This window comes from Paenibacillus ginsengarvi, from assembly GCF_003626695.1.
Classification (GTDB): Bacteria; Bacillota; Bacilli; order Paenibacillales; family NBRC-103111; genus Paenibacillus_AB; species Paenibacillus_AB ginsengarvi.
The window spans coordinates 216,411-234,625 of sequence record NZ_RBAH01000007.1 but is presented as its reverse complement, the minus strand read 5'-3'; the positions used below and the strand labels follow the sequence as shown (position 1 = coordinate 234,625).

At 55.2% G+C, this 18,215-nt stretch carries 14 protein-coding genes; 7 read left to right on the top strand and 7 right to left on the bottom strand.

Features of this window, described 5'->3' with window-relative positions; translation table 11 throughout:
• Positions 1 to 117: 117 nt before the first annotated feature.
• Positions 118 to 1,848, bottom strand: coding sequence for an ATP-binding cassette domain-containing protein (locus D7M11_RS12370; protein ID WP_120747518.1), 1,731 nt, complete (start codon positions 1,846 to 1,848; stop codon positions 118 to 120).
• Complete coding sequence (locus tag D7M11_RS12365) at positions 1,848 to 3,602, bottom strand: ABC transporter ATP-binding protein (RefSeq protein WP_120747517.1); 1,755 nt, start codon at positions 3,600 to 3,602, stop codon at positions 1,848 to 1,850. The genes D7M11_RS12370 and D7M11_RS12365 overlap by 1 nt, the downstream gene beginning before the upstream one ends.
• Before the next feature lie 326 nt (positions 3,603 to 3,928).
• Between D7M11_RS12365 and leuB the strand changes: the two genes are divergently transcribed.
• A complete protein-coding gene (leuB, locus tag D7M11_RS12360) occupies positions 3,929 to 5,029 on the top strand; it encodes a 3-isopropylmalate dehydrogenase (protein WP_205127048.1) in 1,101 nt (366 codons plus the stop codon).
• A gap of 127 nt (positions 5,030 to 5,156) precedes the next feature.
• Here leuB and D7M11_RS12355 read toward each other — a convergent pair whose 3' ends face one another.
• From D7M11_RS12355 to D7M11_RS12335, 5 genes are all read right to left on the bottom strand, one after another.
• Positions 5,157 to 6,485, bottom strand: a complete 1,329-nt coding sequence (locus D7M11_RS12355) for an ABC transporter substrate-binding protein (protein ID WP_120747516.1) — start codon at positions 6,483 to 6,485, stop codon at positions 5,157 to 5,159.
• A gap of 310 nt (positions 6,486 to 6,795) precedes the next feature.
• Positions 6,796 to 7,689: a helix-turn-helix domain-containing protein gene (locus D7M11_RS12350; protein ID WP_120747515.1), complete on the bottom strand. Its 894-nt coding sequence runs from the start codon at positions 7,687 to 7,689 to the stop codon at positions 6,796 to 6,798.
• Positions 7,690 to 7,871: 182 nt separating this feature from the next.
• Positions 7,872 to 8,132 carry a hypothetical protein gene (locus tag D7M11_RS12345; RefSeq protein ID WP_420818131.1) on the bottom strand — a complete coding sequence of 87 codons (261 nt, stop codon included), beginning with the start codon at positions 8,130 to 8,132 and terminating at the stop codon, positions 7,872 to 7,874.
• A 607-nt stretch (positions 8,133 to 8,739) separates the two neighbouring features.
• Positions 8,740 to 10,350, bottom strand: a complete 1,611-nt coding sequence (locus tag D7M11_RS12340; protein WP_120747514.1) for a sensor histidine kinase — start codon at positions 10,348 to 10,350, stop codon at positions 8,740 to 8,742.
• Entirely contained in the window at positions 10,347 to 11,039 is a 693-nt protein-coding gene (locus tag D7M11_RS12335) for a response regulator transcription factor (RefSeq protein WP_120747513.1), read from the bottom strand. The genes D7M11_RS12340 and D7M11_RS12335 overlap by 4 nt, the downstream gene beginning before the upstream one ends.
• A gap of 122 nt (positions 11,040 to 11,161) precedes the next feature.
• Between D7M11_RS12335 and D7M11_RS12330 the strand changes: the two genes are divergently transcribed.
• The 6 genes from D7M11_RS12330 (at position 11,162) to D7M11_RS12305 (ending at position 18,054) form a co-directional block, all read left to right on the top strand.
• Positions 11,162 to 12,052 carry a carbohydrate ABC transporter permease gene (locus D7M11_RS12330; protein ID WP_240041072.1) on the top strand — a complete coding sequence of 297 codons (891 nt, stop codon included), beginning with the start codon at positions 11,162 to 11,164 and terminating at the stop codon, positions 12,050 to 12,052.
• A 24-nt stretch (positions 12,053 to 12,076) separates the two neighbouring features.
• Positions 12,077 to 13,033, top strand: coding sequence for a carbohydrate ABC transporter permease (locus tag D7M11_RS12325; protein ID WP_120747511.1), 957 nt, complete (start codon positions 12,077 to 12,079; stop codon positions 13,031 to 13,033).
• 70 nt (positions 13,034 to 13,103) lie between these two features.
• Positions 13,104 to 14,258: an efflux RND transporter periplasmic adaptor subunit gene (locus tag D7M11_RS12320; RefSeq protein ID WP_120747510.1), complete on the top strand. Its 1,155-nt coding sequence runs from the start codon at positions 13,104 to 13,106 to the stop codon at positions 14,256 to 14,258.
• 11 nt (positions 14,259 to 14,269) lie between these two features.
• Complete coding sequence (locus tag D7M11_RS12315; protein ID WP_120747509.1) at positions 14,270 to 15,667, top strand: ABC transporter permease; 1,398 nt, start codon at positions 14,270 to 14,272, stop codon at positions 15,665 to 15,667.
• Complete coding sequence (locus tag D7M11_RS12310; protein WP_120747508.1) at positions 15,664 to 17,100, top strand: ABC transporter substrate-binding protein; 1,437 nt, start codon at positions 15,664 to 15,666, stop codon at positions 17,098 to 17,100. Before D7M11_RS12315 ends, D7M11_RS12310 begins: the two co-directional genes overlap by 4 nt.
• Before the next feature lie 117 nt (positions 17,101 to 17,217).
• Entirely contained in the window at positions 17,218 to 18,054 is an 837-nt protein-coding gene (locus tag D7M11_RS12305; RefSeq protein ID WP_120747507.1) for a nucleotidyltransferase domain-containing protein, read from the top strand.
• Positions 18,055 to 18,215: the final 161 nt, after the last annotated feature.

Here is an 18,215-nt window from a genome sequence, read left to right as displayed (position 1 = left end):
TGTAACTTGGTCGGGAAGGGATTTCATTGCCAAAATGTTGACATGTAAGGCAATACGCCCCACATTTTCATGAAATGGTAGGTTTATCCTCGGGCCGGGATAACAGGGAAGTAAAGCTCAAGCCCGTGACGCAGGGCGATCGGCCGAACGGGATTTTGAGCTGACGATCTTGCCGTCTTCGAGCGTAAGCATCTGGTCGGCATAGGCGGTCACGTACGGCTTGTTGCTGACTACGAGGCAAGTGATGCCTTCGCGCCTGCGAACCTTGTCGATCCGCTGCCATAGACGGATTTCCGTATCGGCATCCAAAGCGCTGGAAATGTCGTCGAGCACCCACAGCTCGGCCTTGCGGACGATCATCCTTGCGATGGCGAGGCGTTGTCTCTGTCCGCCGGACAAGGTCGCCCCGTTCGGGCCGACCCGTGTATCCAGACCGTCCGGAAAAAGAGTCATTTCGTCTTCCAGCATCGACACGTGCAGCGCTTCCTCGAGCGAATCATCGGGATAACCGAGCAGCAGATTATCTCGCAGCGTTCCGCTGTACAAGGACGGAATTTGCGGGACGTAACCCGCCAGCGGAGGGACCGGAGCATAGCCCGGATCGGGAAGAGCGGAGCCGTGCCAGACGACATCTCCGGTTCTGCCTTCGAGCAGTCCGAGAACCGTACGCAGCAGCGTCGTTTTGCCCGCGCCTACCGGACCGGTAATGACTGTTATCGAGGCGCGAGGAAGCGAGAAGCCGATGTCGTCGATCCCTCGGTCCGTACCCGGATAGCGGTAGCCAAGACGGCGAAGCTCCATTCGTTCCAGACGCCCGGAACGCGTCGGTGCCGGAGTTAGGGGAGGAGCCGCATCCAGATAAAGCGAATCGTGCCGGGTCAGCTTGCGGACGGACTCCTCGCCGAACAGCTCCGCGATTCGGGACAGCGCGGATTCCGCCTTTTTGAAGCCCGCAGTTACAGTAGACATCATCCGAATCGCGTTCGACACATAACCGAGGAAAAAAATAAACAGCGTGAAGCTGCCGACCGTGACGCCGCCGGTACGCATGTTTCCGCTGATGAGCAGCAATAGCAGCACGATGCCTGCGCCTACGATATATTCGTAGACGGAGCCGAGCAGCGCTTGAAACAAGGTGTTTCTCTTCCCGGCAGTCGCCCGTTCTTCGGCCGCAGCGGCCAGTCGGTTCAAGAAGGCGGGGGAAGCGCTGTTGATGCGAATCGTCTCGTGATGACGGAGTATGTCCGAGAGCAAACCGAGGAAACGGTCGGACGTTTTCTGCTGCCGCTCGTAATGATAGCCGATACGGCGCTTCAGCATTTGCGAGGCGATGACGGCAAGGAGCATCGGAACGAACAGCGAGGCGGTCGTCACCGCATCAATAGCGCCGAGCACGGCCAAGCCGCACAGGGAGAACAGCGTATAGGCGAGAAAATACGGCAAATCCCACATGAGCGACTCCGGCACGGCCGCGTCGGTGCGGATGATGTTCATCAGTTTCCCGTGGCTGACCGGCAGCGGCGACGCACCCGGATGTTCGAGCGCGAATCGGAACAGGTTGCGGCGGAAAATGGCGCGAATAATTTCCGTCCATCCGTAGCTGAGCGAAAGATCGAGATAATAGGAGAACGCTTGAACGAGCGGAACGATCAGCAGCAGCGCCGCCAGCCCAATCACCGAAGAAGCCGTCAGCCTTGAAGCGGACGCCTCATCGAAGAAGCGTTTTATAAGCAGGCCGGTAAGGACGCCCAAGCCGCCATAGCCGACAATGCGTAAGAATGCGACTGTGCCGTACCGGATCGGCGCGTACAGAAACATCGCTTTTAGAACGACCCATACGTCGCGCATTACGCTTCCCTCGCTTTCCGCAGCATGGATGCATAAACGCTCGACGGATCTTGCGCCAGCTGCCGCGTCTCTCCGAACTCGGCCGCCGTGCCGTTCTGCATAACCAGCATATAGTCCATACTCGCCACCGTATCGAGCTTATGAGCGATGACCAGCACCGTCCGGCCCGACATCAGCCTGGCAACGGCCTCTGCGATCGTCCGCTCCGTCGCAGGGTCGATCCGCGAGGAAGCTTCGTCCATGATGACGATGCCCGGCCGCTTCAGAAAAGCTCGCGCAAATGCGATCAACTGCGCCTCTCCGGCAGACAAATTTTGTCCGTCCCGGCTGACGAGTTTATCGAGTGATTGCGGGAAGTGCTCTAGCCATACGTTCATGTGCAGTATTCGCATCGTTTCATACAGCTCGTCGTTTGAAACGGACGGATCGAACATCGTGATGTTGTCGCGCAGCGTTCCTTCGAACAGCTGGGTGGACTGCGGGATGTAGGCGATCCGTGAGCGGAGGCTGTCCTGATCGAGGCTGCGGATATCGTCGCCGCCGATTGTAATCGTTCCCTGCTGAGTTTCGAACAGTCGGAACAGCAGCTTGGCGATCGTCGATTTGCCGCTGCCCGTTCTGCCGACGATACCGATCGTCCGACCTGCCGGGACCTCGAAGCTTAAAGCTCGTATGACCGGATTCGCCACCTCATACCCGAACGTCACCTGCTCGAAACGGACGGATAATGAACCTTCTCCGGTCAAGCGGCAGTTTTCGGAAGAGGGGGACGCTTCCGCCGAACGTCCTTCGGCAAGCAGCTCGCCCACGCGGTGCAGCGCAGCTCCGGCCTGCTGCAAATCCGACATTTCGGCTACGATATTGCGCAGCGGAACGAGCAGCATCGTAACGTAGTAGTACACAAGAAATATCGTGCCGATCGTCAAGTCCGCACCGTGCAAAGATAAAAGGCCAAGCGCAAGCAGCGTCCCGGCAAGCACGGCGGCGAGCGTTACTTCACCGGCGTTCAGTGTAATCCCGAGGACGGCTCCTGTCCGCTTGCGCGTTCGGTACAAGCTGCGAAGACGATCGTAATACGAGGCAAGCACATGCGAGGTTGCGTTCAGGGCGCGAATATCTTCTCTCCCTGCGATTCGTTCCTCCATGTAGCCGAGCAGTTCGGCCGATTCGGCCAAATAACGGCGCACCGTCGAAGTTCCGTAGCTGCCCATCCGGTGCAGCACATACAGCGCAAGCGCGGACAATCCGGTGACGGCAGCGCCGACGACGGGGTGAATGAACCAGATGGCGGCTGCAGCGGCGACGATCAGCAGATGGTTGCCGATAACTTTTAATATAAAAGCGGACAAAAAGTTGTTCAGCTTGCTGGCGTCTCCGTCGATTCTTTCCAGCAGCTCGCCGGGCGTATGGCGACTGTGAAAGTTTGAATCGCGTTCGAGACAGAGCCCGGCCAGCTCGAGCCGAAGCCGGTTCGTCACGTTCCAGGTCAGCTCTCCGGTCATGGCCTGCACGGCTACCGTAACAACTTGGCGTATCGACGTAAGCAGCAAGAAGAGAAGGGCGCTGGTCGTCAGTACGGACAGCTCGCTCCCTTGTTTCGCCTGATCGATAAACAACTGCACATAACGGGGGCTGTAAATTTGCAGGGCGATGCCGGTGAGCAGCAGCAAAAACAGCAGGGCGATACGGCCTTTGAACGGGGTGAGTCTGTGGATGGCGAAGCCGGTTTTGCTTCGGATCGGGGATTGGGGCATGGAAGAACCTCCTGGAGGTTTTTTGCATTACCCCTAAGAAATTACGGGAAAAAACGGAAAAAGTATAGACTTATAATCAGCCGTCGTTTATACTAATAATATGGATGTCGAGGATATCCTACTTGTGTTTATATATGTCAAAAATCATTACTCCCGCCTGTTGAAGGTGGGATTTTTGCATTGTATGGACCTTTTTCGTTGTTCCAACTACCAAAGTTATAGGTGATAGCTATTATAGATATTGGTTTTATATATTTGCTGAATAAGGGTACTTCGCATTAAAATCGGGTTACAAGTGAGATTTGCGGACAAAGGGAGGCATACCGATGATGAGGAAAGTGATTGGCGTATTGGAAGGAGATTATATCGGTCCCGAGATCATGAAGGAAGCGTTGAAGATTTTGCACGTAGTCGAGAAGAGGCACCATCATCAATTCGAAATCGTGCCGTTAGAGGCAAGCGGCAAAGCTTTCGACCGATACGGGCATCATCTGCCGCCAGCTACGCTCGCCAAAGCCGAAACCTGCGACGCCTTGCTGAAAGGGCCGTTCGGAGGGCCGCCCGAGCAGATGAACGATCCCAAATGGTCGAGCGTGGAGCGGGAGGCGATCCTTCCGCTGCGAGAGCATTTTCGTTTATACACGAATTTGAGGGGAATTAGAAGCTTCGAATCTTTATTCCATTTGTCGCCGGTCAAAGAGCATATAATCCGTGATATCGATGTGCTGATCGTGCGCGAGCTGACATCAGGCATGTATTACGGGGAGAAAAAGGAAACCGTGAGCGGCGGGGAAAGACAGTTTTCAGACGTTGAAGCGTACACCGAATCGGAAATACGAAAAATTGCCGTCAAAGCTTTTGAATATGCAAAGAAAAGAAAAAAGAAAGTAACGCTGGTGGCCAAATCCAACGTTCTAAAGAGCAGCGTTTTATGGCGAGAGGTCGTGAATGAAGTTGCCGGCTTTTATCCCGATGTAGAAAACGACTACATGCATGTAGATAACGCTGCCATGCAGCTTATCCTTAATCCGAGACAATTCGACGTTCTGCTCACAAGCAATATGTTCGGCGATATTCTGTCCGACGAAGCTTCCGTCCTGCCAGGTTCCATCGGACTGATTCCATCTGCTAGTCTGGGGGATTCAAGCTTCGGCTTATTCGAGCCCATACACGGGTCGGCACCTAATATTGCAGGGAAAAATATTGCGAATCCTATCAGCGCAATACTTTGCGTCGCTTTGATGTTTACTTATTCCTTTGGCTTGGCCGCCGAAGCTGCGCACATCGAAAAAGCTGTAACAACTACGCTGCATGCCGGGTATCGGACTGCGGATTTGTTCCGCAGCGGCGACGATCCGCAAAAGCTGCTCGGGACGTCGCAGATGGGAGACGCCATAGCCCGCGCGCTCGCCGAGCAGCAGCAGTAACAGCCCGGCCTGAAACGGACTTGGGGCCGCTTTGCCGGGCTGCCCTTGCAACATATGGATGTCACGTGACAACGGAAAGAAAAGCCGAAGGCTGAATAACCGACGGCTGAAAAAAAGATGGGTAGATCTACTTGAGGACATCCACTACTTCTTTGTTTGCTTTCTCTTCGCCGTTTCGCAATGCCGTATTGATATCGATTCCGTCAATAACGACGCTCCTCGTTACTTCCTCGTTTAGCAAGCCGTTGATTTTTGGATCGTACTTGGATGCTTCCGGCAGCAGCGACGGGGTTACTTTAAAGATCGCCTGCAAATTTTTCCCTTTAAACAAATCGTTGTCCGACCCGTATACATTTCGGATGCCCGGGTCGTTCAGGACGGACAACCGTCCGGCTTTGCTGAGCATCGTCTGCACGTTCTCGCTCACCAGGCCGAGCAATACTTGATATGCCGCCTCCTTGTTTTTGCTCGATTTGTTGACGACCGCCATATGAAAGTCGACGACCAGCCCGATTCCTTGCCGATCTTTGTAGGTCGGGTAGGCGGCCAAATCCCATTTGAACGCATCCTTCGTTCCCGCGTTGGTGAAAAAGATGTTAAAGGCGGCAATCAAGTTCGGGTAAATGGCCATCCGCTGCTCCTTGAAGAACAGGTCGGTCGAGTGTCTGTATTTTCCATCCTGCACATAGCCCGGAATGGAGTAAAACTGCTTGAGCTGATCAAACACCTGAACGTGCTTATCCGATGTGATGGACGCCTTCCCTTTCGCTTTATCGAACACGGGCAAGCCGTATTGCCAGTACATCTGTCTCAGGTCGGGCGGCATGACCCCGATATAATTCGTACCGCCGTCGGAGCGAGTCAGTTTTTTTCCCATCTCCAGCATCTCTTCGTAAGTCATGACGTCTTTCGGATAAGGAGCCCCGAACTTATCGAATATATCTTTATTATAAACCGTCGCTCCATAGTTCATAGCAAACGGCATCCCGTAAAACGCCTTCTGATCGCCAAGCTTCATCATTTGTTGGACGACGGCCTGATCCATCCGGCTGAGATCGATGCCGTATGATTTGACCATCGACGTTAGATCTTCCGGGATATCGTACTCGAGTATGGTCGCCAAAGCAGGGTTGCTGACCAGTACCATATCGGGCGGCGTACCTGCCGCAAGAAGCTTGTCTATCGGCTCGCGCGTTTGAACCAGATTGATTTGCGGATATTTGGCTTTAACCGGGTCGACAAAAAATTTTTTGAATTGTTCGTCTGTCGTACCGGAGTTTACATCGAGTACCAGAAGCTCGGCCGGGCCCCCTTTGTATTCCGTCTTTTGCACAGTCTGTTGACCGTCCCCGTTCTGGCTTTCCTTGCCGTTTTCCCCGTTTTGACTGCAGGCGATCAGTATGCTTGGCACTACTAAAACGGCAGCCATAAAAGAAACGATGCGTAATTTGACCATCTAATTATCTCTCCCCATTTGTTATGGTTGAAACGCTTACACTCGAGGGCGCCCATTGCACTTGCGTAAACCGGTTATAGCCATCATAAAGTGTTTTGCTAGTTTTGGATATTGCAGCTTTTGTCCGCTTATTATCCATTTTTGTTTTCTATCGTGTCTGCCTTGATCGACTAACTTCTTGTATTTGATCGCCTCTATCAAGCAAAAGAACCTCCGATTCCTTAGCCAATGAAGGAATGAAGGTTCGTTTTCGTGTAATGAAATTCGGCTCCAGGCGGAATTTCTTTCCGAACGGAAAGTTCCCGTTCGCTCAGCTGTCCGGAGAGCCCGATGTTGCAAGCTTCAGAGCATATTCTTTCGGAGAACAACGATTGTAACGTTTAAACAATTCATAGAAGTGAGCTATATTCGTAATTCCGACCTGCTCGGCTATGGTGGCAATACTGCCGTCCTTGGTCAGAAGGAGCCGCTCGGCTTGTTTGATTCTCCGGATATTGACATATTCGATAAAGGAAAGCCCCATAACCCTTTTGAAGTATTTGGAAAAATAAGAATAGCTCAAGTTCATCATCTTGCTGATCGTTTCCATTTCGATTTTATCCGCCAGGTGGCGTTCAACATATTCAAACACCAAATGAAGCGGATAAGCGGGGATCTGTTCCTGACTACGAGCCGCTTCATCCAGATCGCTCCGCAAAATAGCCAGAAGCATCTGTTTCACAAGGAGACTGACGGCCATTTTGTAGCCACTCGAACGGCGTTCCATCTCCTGATGAATGTCCAGAACAGTTCGTCCGATATCGTTTCGCAATTTCGCATTTTGTCGAAACAATTCATTGACGCGACTTAAAGGGTTATCTATTTCGGCGAAATACCTGTAATGTACCAACATGCTGGGATCGTAGTAAGATTGAAGATCGAAATGCAAGGTCAAGTAAATCGCTTTTTCCGAAGGTACAGCATAGGTAAGATGCGGTTGGGACGTGCCGATCAGCACTACATCTCCGGGCTCAAGTCGGTGAAGTTCGTCTTGTATGCCGATCTCCAGGCAGCCTTCTTGAACGTACAACATTTCAATCTCTTTATGGTAGTGATACTTAGTTTCCGGAAACGGCGTGTGAAAATGCCTGATCTGCTGAAAAATGTTTATGTTGAGCATATTGTCCTGATACGCAATAAGTTCTTTATACATTGTGGTATTCATCAGCAGACATCCTTTTCACAGATCAAGTATAACAATACGGCTGATGCGATCGTTTTCACCTATCATTAACGATTAAAGAGCTTCCGACGACTGTTCTTGTATCCATTATAACTCGCCAATTGCCGCTATCAATAATAAAGTCAACGAGTTGTGGTTGTCATATCTAACGACGCTCATTTCGCCTAATACATCGGACTTTGCCGGCACTTTGGAAAAGCGTGAATGTCTTGAATGTCCTGGAACGGGTAGTGGAATGTTGCAAACTGCGCATGGTACAAATATTGCAGTACGAATATTTCACCAGACTGGACTTGGCACAAAATACCGGCGACGCCTTGGCCGCTCTTCAGCGAGATGCCGACCGGTAGGCCGAGGAAGCTTCTCGCTTTGAGCACCAGCGGCGGTCCCTGCTGCGGCCCCGGCATCGGGAATTGTCGGTTCATGAGTGTGCCTCCTTTGGAATTCGGAGTTAACCATCTACACATATATATGCGGCAGTGACTCCAATAAGGCGAAGAGTATGGCGACAAGTCGAACATTTCGGCTCTGAAATGATGTTGAATGAGGTCTGGCTTCGTAAGCCGTAACATGCTTCAGGCTGCCGAACCTTATATTTGCTATAGCTGCCGCTCCCTGCCTGATGAAGGCGAGCTTTTTTTATAACCTCTGATCGGAGCTGTCCAGGGGCAGGGAAGCGGAAGTGAAAGTTCCGCTATAGTTGGCGGATCGCCGATGAACCGGGCTTTAACGGAAGCAAAAGTTCCGTTAAAGCCACCAATAGCTCGAGTGGAGCCGGGCAAACGGGGCAATAAAGGAAGTGCGGCTTCCGCTATGCAGGCCTAGTAGGCTCGCCAAGCGGCGATAACGGAACTGGCGGCTCTGCTGAGACAGTGGGAACGGAAGCGGAAGTTCCGTTATCGCTGACGGAACGCCGCTGACCGGGCGAAGAGGAAGTGAAACTGCCGCTATAAACGTTACAGCGAAACGTCCTTGCCCCAAATGACTCACGCTAAAACGCACATGCGAACGATACGCAGTCCGTTCGGCGCCTCACGATTCGTCGACAAGCGGCAGTGTAAAATGAAAGACGACGCCGCTGGCCGCATTGCGGACGCCATATGCGCTTCCGTGCAAAGTCAGGATGTTCCGGACGATGGCAAGACCGATGCCGGAGCCGCCAAACTCGCGGCTGCCCGATTTGTCGACCGTGTAGAACGTGTCCCAAATATGCGGCAAGTCGGCATCCGGTATCGGCTCGCCTTCGTTAAACAGCTGAATCTCGATCGTCCCGACCGCCCCCGGCACTCCGGAGCCGGGACCTTCAACGGCGGAGATCCGGATTTTACCGTATTCCGGCGTATGCCGGATCGCGTTGCCAAGCAAATTCGTAAAAACCTGGCCGATCCGGAACTCGTCGCCGAAAACGAGCGCGTTCGCATCCTCCAGCTCGACGGCGCAGACGATCTTCTTCTTGTTCAGCAGCGCGAACATGTTGTCCGTCAGCGATTCGGCCAGTGTGCCGATGCGGAACGGCTCCTTGCGCAGGCTGAACTTGCCGGCTTCGAGCTGCGACAAATCGAGCATGTCGCTTACGATATTGCCCATCCGCTCGGTTTCCTGCACGATGACGTCCAAATATTCCTCCCGAGCCTCTCCCTGCACGATACCGTCCTTCAGTCCCTCCGCATAACCGCCGATCAGGCTGATCGGCGTTTTCAGCTCGTGGGATACGCTGGCCACGAACTCCCGGCGCAGCCGCTCCAGCCGTTTCTCGTTTTCGATATCCGCCTTAAGCTGCTCGTTGGCGGCATGAAGCTGGCCGAGCGTCTCGTTCAAGTTTTGCGACAAAAAGTTCAGCGTGCCGCCCAGGCTGCCGATTTCGTCCCGCGAGCCGTCGTCGCATTTGGCTGAAAAATCGAGTGCGGCCATTCGTCCGGCCGCTTCGTTCAGCTTAACGAGCGGTCTCGAGATCATTCGGCTGAACACGTACGTAAGCAGCACAATAAGCACGATGGCGAGAAGCAGGAAGTAAACGTAAAAGTCGCGGAAGATGCCTGCCGCTTCGCCGACAGGCTGAAGCGATGCGACTGCCAGCAGCACGTTGTCGGTAACGTCGCCGCTTTTGAGCGGGGCGACTGCGGCTATCGTGCTCGTGCCGGAGCTAACGCCGCCGCTGCCGCTCGCGAACGTAACCGTCTCGCCCAGATTGATTACCCGGCGGACGAGCGAGGCGTTTTCCTTCCAGCCGTTCATGGCGGTAACCGCCGCTGTCAGCGAGTTATCGGGAAGGGGAGAGCGGAAAATCTGCTGCTCCCTCTGTATCGCATTGCCGTCCTTGTCGACGACGCGCACCATCGCAACGCGCGGCTGGCTGCCCAGCATGAGCGAGCCGTCCTTCATCTGCCCGATCGCCATCGTCGCGGAGTAGCGCTTCTCGAACTCAGGAAACTGCTCGGGAAGCCGGGACAGATCGTCCTGCGACTTATAATACGTGCTGCGGAACGTATCCAGAGCGAGCTTCAGCTCGTTAATTTTTTTGCTGCGATAATACGATTCGAAAAAGCTCGACTGCACGAGCACAAGCAGCGTCAAAAAGAAAATAAGCAGGAGCGACGTCAGCACGAACAACTTCGTCGATATTTTGCGGAATCGTCCGATCATCGTTTCACCTCGAATTTATAGCCGTATCCTTTGATCGTGGCGATCAGTTCCGCCTTGTGCTCCAGCTTCTGCCTCAGCCGTTTAATATGCGTATCGACGGTGCGCATATCCCCGTCATAATCATAGCCCCATACCTGATTCAAAATTTGATCGCGCGACAGCGTAATGTTCGGATTTTGGTACAAGTACAGGAGCAGTTCGTACTCTTTGCGGGTGAACGGAATCGCTCGGCCGTCGACGCGGACCTCATGGGCGTCTGGGTCCAGCTCAAGCCCCTGAATCGAATTGGACGCCTTGACAGAGCCACCGCCGCTTGCCCGGCTGTCGTCCAGCCGCTTGAACAGCGCCCTGATTTTGGCGATCAGCACTTTCGGGCTGAACGGCTTGGTCACATAATCGTCGGCGCCGAGATCGTAGCCTTGCAGCTTGTCATATTCCTCCGATTTGGCCGTAAGCAGCACGATCAGCACGCCCGACTGCCTGCGGATCGCTTTGCAGGCGGCGAAGCCGTCCATGAACGGCATCATAATATCGAGAAGGACGAGATCGATGCGCTCCGGATCAAATCTCTCCAGCGCCTCTTGGCCGTTCGCCGCCTCGATCGTCATGTAGCCCTCATGCCGCAAATAATCGGCAAGCAGCCTGCGCATTTTCGCCTCGTCCTCGACGATCAGAATCGTTTTGCCCATATTCCCCACGCTCCCGCCCCCATTGTAGCACCAGTTCACACGGTTGTCACATTGACAGATTACGATACGTTTGTACCCTTCTAAGGCCAAATTCGGAGCGAAAGGCGGTGCAGATGCATCGTATGAAAATAAGCTGGAAAAGGCTGCAACAGCGCCTCCGCTTTAGCGACGGCTGGACGGCGAGCCTGTTTCTGGCGCCGAGCCTCGCCGGCTTCGCGGTGTTTTTTCTCCTTCCGTTCGGCGTCGGCTTTTACTACTCGCTCATCGATACGCCGATCGGCGGCAAGTTTGTCGGGCTGGATAACTATGCGGAGCTGATAGGCAATCCCGTTTTTCGCCGGGCGGCGTCGAATACCCTCCGGTTTACGCTGATCAGCGTGCCGCTGGGGATGGGGCTGTCGCTGCTGCTCGCGATGCTGCTGAACCGGAGCGTGTACGGACGAGTCTGGCTGCGGATCGGCTTTCTCGCGCCGCTCGTGATCCCGGTAGCTTCCGTCGTGCTCGTGTGGCAGTCGCTGTTCGATATGAACGGCAGCATCAACGGGCTGCTTCTGTCGTGGGGGCTAAAGCCGCAGGACTGGATGGAGAGCGGGATGGCGTTTTGGGTCGTCGTCGTCGTGTATTTATGGAAAAACGTCGGCTATAACATGGTGCTGTTTCTCGCCGGCTTACAGAACATTCCGGCCGATTATTACGAGGCCGCCTCGATCGACGGCGCCGGCAAATTTCGCCAGTGGAGGACGATTACGCTCGTCTACTTGACGCCGACATCATTCTTCGTCTTCATCATGTCGATCATCAACTCGTTCAAGGTGTTCCGTGAAACGTACATGATCGCCGGCGAATATCCGCAGGAGCGCATCTACATGCTCCAGCACTACATGAACAATATGTTCAAGTCGCTCGATTACCAGAAGCTGACCAGCGCGGCGTTCCTGATGGCGGTCGTCATCGTGTCGCTTGTGCTGCTCCTGTTTGCGATCGAGCGCCGGATGGCCAAGACACTCGGATAAGCGCCGACCAGAAAGGATGGGACTATGTCTCGACAAAGTGAGGGCGGCATCGTAGCCGCGAGGGGGCGGATCTTCGCCGTCCGGAAGCCGGGGACCCGGAAACGCCGCTTCGCCGGGCTGCGCAAGACGCTCCTGACCTCTCTGCTGCTAGGACTCGCGGCCGGTTTCGTCTTTCCGATCGTACTCACATTTACGAATTCGCTGATGACCGAAAGTGAAATTACGAACAACTTCAAGCCGATATCGGCGAACAAATCGGAGCTCGATCCGAAGCTTGCGGATTCGTACATCCGGCTTAAGTGGATTCCGCAGATGGTGACGCTGCGGCAATATTACAACGTGCTCGTTAAAAAGCAGCCTTTCTTGTTCATGTTCTGGAACTCCGTCCTTATGGTCGTTCCGATCATAGCCGGACAACTGGTCGTCTCCGCGCTGGCGGGGTACGCCTTCTCGCAGCTCCGGTTCCGGTTTCGGGAGCCGCTGTTTTTCATGTACATCGTCACGATGCTGATGCCGTTTCAGGTGACGCTTGTGCCGAATTTTATCGTGGCCGATCGGCTCGGCCTGCTGAACTCGTATTGGGCGATCATTTTGCCCGGCATTTTCTCGGCGTTCGGCGTCTTCCTGATGCGGCAGTTCATGCTCGTCATTCCTTACAGCTACATCGAAGCGGCGCGGGCGGACGGAGCCGGACATCTCCGCATTTTCACCGGCATCGTGCTGCCGATGTGCAAGCCGGGACTGGCAGCGCTCGCCATACTGGCGTTTGTCGACAACTGGAACATGGTCGAGCAGCCGCTGATCTTTCTCCGCGACGCGATCAAGCAGCCGCTGTCGGTTTATTTGTCGGCGATCGGCGAAGGGGAGCGGGGGCTTGCCTTTGCCGCCTGTGCCATCTATATGGCGCCGATGCTGCTTATGATGCTGTACGCCGAACAGCATCTGATCGAAGGCATTCAGCTGTCGGGCATCAAAGGCTGAGCGTACTCCCCTTTCGCCACGAGGCGGCGCTATAGACTAAATTAACGAATACCGAAAGGAGAACGACGTCATGGAGTCGCTGGAAACGGCGCTGCAGCCGTACGAACGGCAGACCGGCGCATCCGCGCGCAAACGTACGATTCGCAGCCTCATCATCGCTTTTGCTCTGCTAATGATTACGCTCACTTTATTTTCCAACACGCTGCTGCAATTTTCGTTGCCCCAGGTGACGGTGGAGAAAGCGGCGCCCGGCGCACTGTCGCACGACGTCAGCGGTACGGGGACGGTTGAGGTCATGGAGACGGTCGACTTGAACGTCGATACGCGTTGGACGGTAGAGGAGGTGCTGGTCAAAGTCGGCGACCCCGTTACGGCCGGGCAAACGCTCGTCACGTTCAAGACGGATGACGCCCGGGGGACGCTGCTGGACGAGGAGGCGCGCTACGAACAGAAGAAGCTGAACGTGGAGAAGCTGCAGCTCAGCATCATCGAGGCGAAAAAAGGCGGCAATGCGGCGCAGGAGCGTTCACTCGAACGCGACCTCGAAAGCGTAAAGCTCGATATGCAAATTCAGGAGCGCAAGCTCAGGCAGCTGCGAGAGCAGTTGAATCAAGGCTCGAAGCTGGTCTCCACCGTTACGGGAACGGTTATCGAGCTGAATGCGACGGCCGGGCTCGCGCCAACGGGAGGACGGTCGATCGCACGGGTGACCGATGTGTCGAAAGGATATCAGTTCAAGACGACGGTCGATTCGTCCAAGGCGAAATACATAAGCGAAGGCGATCCGGTGGAAGTGGTGATTGCCGCATGGAGCAACGCCAGACTGAAGGGGAAGCTGTCCGTCATCCGGGATCCCGCCGCCGGGACAGGCAGTTCAGGAGCCGGAGCGGATTCCCGCAAGGAACTGGTTGTCGAATTGACGGACAGCCGGCTGAAGGGCGGAGAGTCGGGCGAACTGCTGGCCTCCAAAAAAATGCCGCAATCCCGGATGCTCGTCTCGAACGCGGCGGTTCGGGAAGACAGCGCAGGCAAATACGTACTCGTGCTCAAGCAGACGAAAGGGCCGCTCGGCAACGAATCGTACGCACAGCGTTCCGCCGTCACGATCGTCGATGCCGATGACGAGAAAACGTCCATCGAAAGCGGCGTAAGCCCGCTCGATCAAATTATCGTCTCAGGCAGCAAGCCGATTCGCGAAGGCGATCGGGTCATGCTGGCCGAGTAAGGAGGTGGGCTATGAAACGAACCCGCGTAGCCTCGTTGCTTGTATTCGCCGGTATATGGCTGCTTGTCGCCGGCGTCGGCTTGTCCGAGTCGTTTTTGACCGAGTGGAGCGATAGAAGCGGCGCGGAGTCGCTCGGCAAGCTTGTCGTAAACGTCGATTTGTCCGTCGACCCGGCGGGCCGTGCCGGCTTGACGCTGCCAGAGGCCGACAAGCTGCTGCAAAAGTGGGGACGATCGGGGTATTATTCGGCCCGAACGGTCGCAAGCGTATCGGGAGGCGACAACAAAACGGAGGCGGACGTATTCGGGGTCGGCGGCCGTTATGACGACTTCATCACGTTTGCCATGTACCGGGGCAGTCCGCTTACCTTGCGCTCGGTCGAAGAGCATGCCGCCGCCGTGCTGATCAGCTCCAGCTTGGCCGACAAGCTGTATCGTACCCGCGATGTCGTGGGCATGCCGCTGCAAATGATGGGAATCACGTTCAAAATCGTCGGTGTATACGAGGAAGCCCCGTCGCTGCTGCACCGGATGACCGATAACGGCAGGCCGGATCTGCTCGTGCCGATGACGACGCTTGCCGACTTGAACCCGCAGCTGCGGATTATGACGCTCGAGCTGGCGGCGGGACCGGGCGGATCCATAACCGGCGAAGCCGATGCGAGTCGTGCGCTGGCGGCGATTGGCAAGTCGCCTTCCCGATACAAGATCGTCAACCTGGCCGCGGAGCGGAACTGGATCGGCCAAATGCCGAAGCTGCTGCTCGGGGCGGCAGGATCGCTCGGCATCGTCCTGTGCGCTGTGCTGGCGGCCGCTCGAATTAGGCATATGGCGAATCAGCTCCGCCGCGGGCTGGCGACCGAGGATTGGGCGGACGTGCTGCGCCGCTACCGCAGGCCGATAGCCGCGGGCACGGCGGCATGCTTCGTTTTGTCCGTCTGCATGGTCGCACTATGGCTCACGATTCGCCACCGGTTCTACATCCCGCCGAAGCTGATTCCCGATGTCCTCATCGACTGGACCTTCTATCGGGACCGGTGGATCGAAGGCTGGCAGCGACAGGTGGCGGATATGGGATATGTGGCTTCCGCTTCCGAGCTTTTGTACAAGCGGGTGCATGAGCTGGTTGGTGGGTTTACGTTTGCAGGTATGCTGATCGGGTTGCCCCTGCTCGGTATCGGCTTGCGCTATTGGGCGCTAACCGGACGGGCGCTTGACGGAATTCTGACCCGTCTTGCTATTTATACCTGCGTCGCGGTCGCTTTAACGGCAGCGGCTGCGTCTTTGGCGGGGACCGGCTATACGCTTCGTCCGCAGGAGCTGCTCGTATTCGTCGTTTTGCCAATACTTGCGGCACTGGCGCCGCACCGTGAACACCAACAAATTCGGGAAAGGAATGAATACACATGAACACTTACAAATCGCTGCGTACTTGGGCTGCCGGAAGCGCCCTGTTATCGCTGACACTGGTTACCGCTTGCGGAGGAACTTCCGGTTCGCAAGCAGGAGGAGCCGACGGTACAGCCTCATCCGGAGAGAAGGGGAAGGAGGCGGGCACAGCCGGGCCGTTTACTTTGACGGTATCGGTGATGACTTCAAACCGCGTCCTCGAAATGGCGAAGATGAAGTTTGAGGAAAGCCATCCGAATGCAAAGGTTGAAATTAAGGAAAGCATCGCCGCTCCGGTTTCGGACGGCAAAACGGTGATCCGCACGATGGGAGCGAAAACCGATCCGAAAGATTTGGAGAAGTTCGTAAGCACGGTCAACACCGAACTGATGAGCGGCAAGGCGTCGGACATCATCATTACCGACGGAAGCTTTCCTTATAAGAAATACGCCGACAAAAAGCTGCTGGAGCCGATCAACGAGCTGATGAAAAACGACGGCTCGTTCAAGCGGGACGACTACTATGCGAATGTGTTCGACGCGATGTTGTATAAGAAAGCGATCTATGCGCTTCCCGCCAAGCTTTCGATCAACTGGCTGCTAGGCAACCAGGCGGTGCTCGGCGGCGCCAAATTCGACGACGGCAAGTGGACTTGGGACGACTTCAAGGCGACGGCCGAATCGATAACGCGGGAGGCGGCGAAAAACGGCAATACGTCGAGTTATGCGATGATAGCGACAAGCGGAGAGCAGCTGCTGTCCAAAATGGTCGACTCCAGCTTCGCCAAACTCGTCGATTACACGAATAAAAAATTCGATAGCGAGCTGTTTGCAAACATGCTCAAGCTCAGCAAGTCGATGGCGGACAGCAAGCTGATTACACCGGAGCGGCCGGAGCGGGCGGATACTATGTTCCAAAGCTTCAATCCGAACCAGTACGAGGACATGATTCTGCTCAGCCAGATGCAGTTCGACGGCAAGGGAGCTTTTTACAAAGTGCCTTCGTTTAACGAAGCGAAAGGTCTCTCGTTTACGTCCGACATGCTGCTGTCGATCAACGCGAAATCGGGCCATAAGAAGGAAGCTTGGGAGTTCGTGAAGCTGCTGCTCTCCGAGGACATGCAGAAAATGAAGGAGATGTCGGGCTTTGCCGTTAACCGGAAGGCAAGTCTGGAGCGTCAGGCGCAGCTCAAGGAGATCGGCCAGAGCGACGGCAAAAACCAGATCCGAATTATGGGCAAGGACGGCAAGGAGTTCAAGCCGCGCGCTCCCGAGCAGAAAGATATCGACATGATCGAAGCCGCGCTGTCGGGGCTTCAGCTGTATGCCGAAATCGATCCGAAGGTGAGAGCGATAATCGAGCAGGAGAGCGGCCCGTTCTTCTCGGGGCAAAAAACGGCCGAAGATACCGCGAAGACGGTACAGGCGAAAGTGAATACATATTTGCAGGAGTAAGACACGGCCATTTATCGGGGTTCGATGACCGATCTATCAGGCTCCGCCCATTTTCCGCCGGCCCGAAACGGTTTACAATGGAATCGTTCGACCGAATCGGCAGAGGAGGGGTTGTAATTGGTACCCGCAATTGTAGGAAAAACGATGAGCCGGCTTTGCGCCGCTCTGGAAATAAACTGTCCCGGGCTGATCGAGGCCGTTTACTTGTATGGCTCTACGGCGCTGGGCGCGTACGTGGAAGGGGCTAGCGACATCGACTTTATCGCCGTTTTTCGGCGTCCGCCTGGCCCCGGCCAGCTGCTGGCCATCGAGGCCGCCCACGAGGAGCTGGCAAAGACGCTGCCCGGCACCGATATTATGGGAGCTTACCTGCTGCGGGAGCAGCTTGGCAAACCCGACGGCGAGATCGGCTCCGTCCCGGTTTATTTTAACGGAGCGCTGCATTTGGACGGCAAAGGCGCCGATCTGAACCCGGTCACCTGGTGGATCTTGAAAAAGCACGGCATATGCGTTTACGGCGAGAAGGTGCCGTTCGATTTCGAGGTGCCGGTTTCGACGCTGCTGGACTACGTGATCGGCAATATGAACGGCTACTGGGCCGGTTGGGTGGCGAAGCTCGAGAGCTTGTCCGGGGAAGTGAACCGCGAGGAACGAGCCGTTGCCGCCGAGACTGTCGACTTCGCGGTGGAATGGTGCGTGCTCGGCATGCTGCGGCAGCTGTACACGCTTCGGGAGCGGGACGTGACGAGCAAGCAGGGCGCTGGCGAATACGGCTTGAACCGGCTGCCGGAGCATTTCCACGGACTCGTGCGGGAGGCGCTTGCGATCCGAAGAAGGAAGCCGGACCGCTGTTACGATTCCGAGGCCAGACGGGTAAAGGAGCTGGTCGAGCTGCTGCGTTATATTCATGAAGAAAGCAATCGAACGTACTATTCTTTGAGGGATGCCACATAATTCGTGAGCTTATACAAACAGACCGACCGGACGCGGGCAGCGAACGGAGCGGTCTGTTTGTGTTTGCACCGGACAGGAGCATCGCACTGAAATTGTTTCCATCCTATTGACCGGAAAAGAACCGTTGTGCTACCCTCTATTTGTGATAATGATTCTCATTT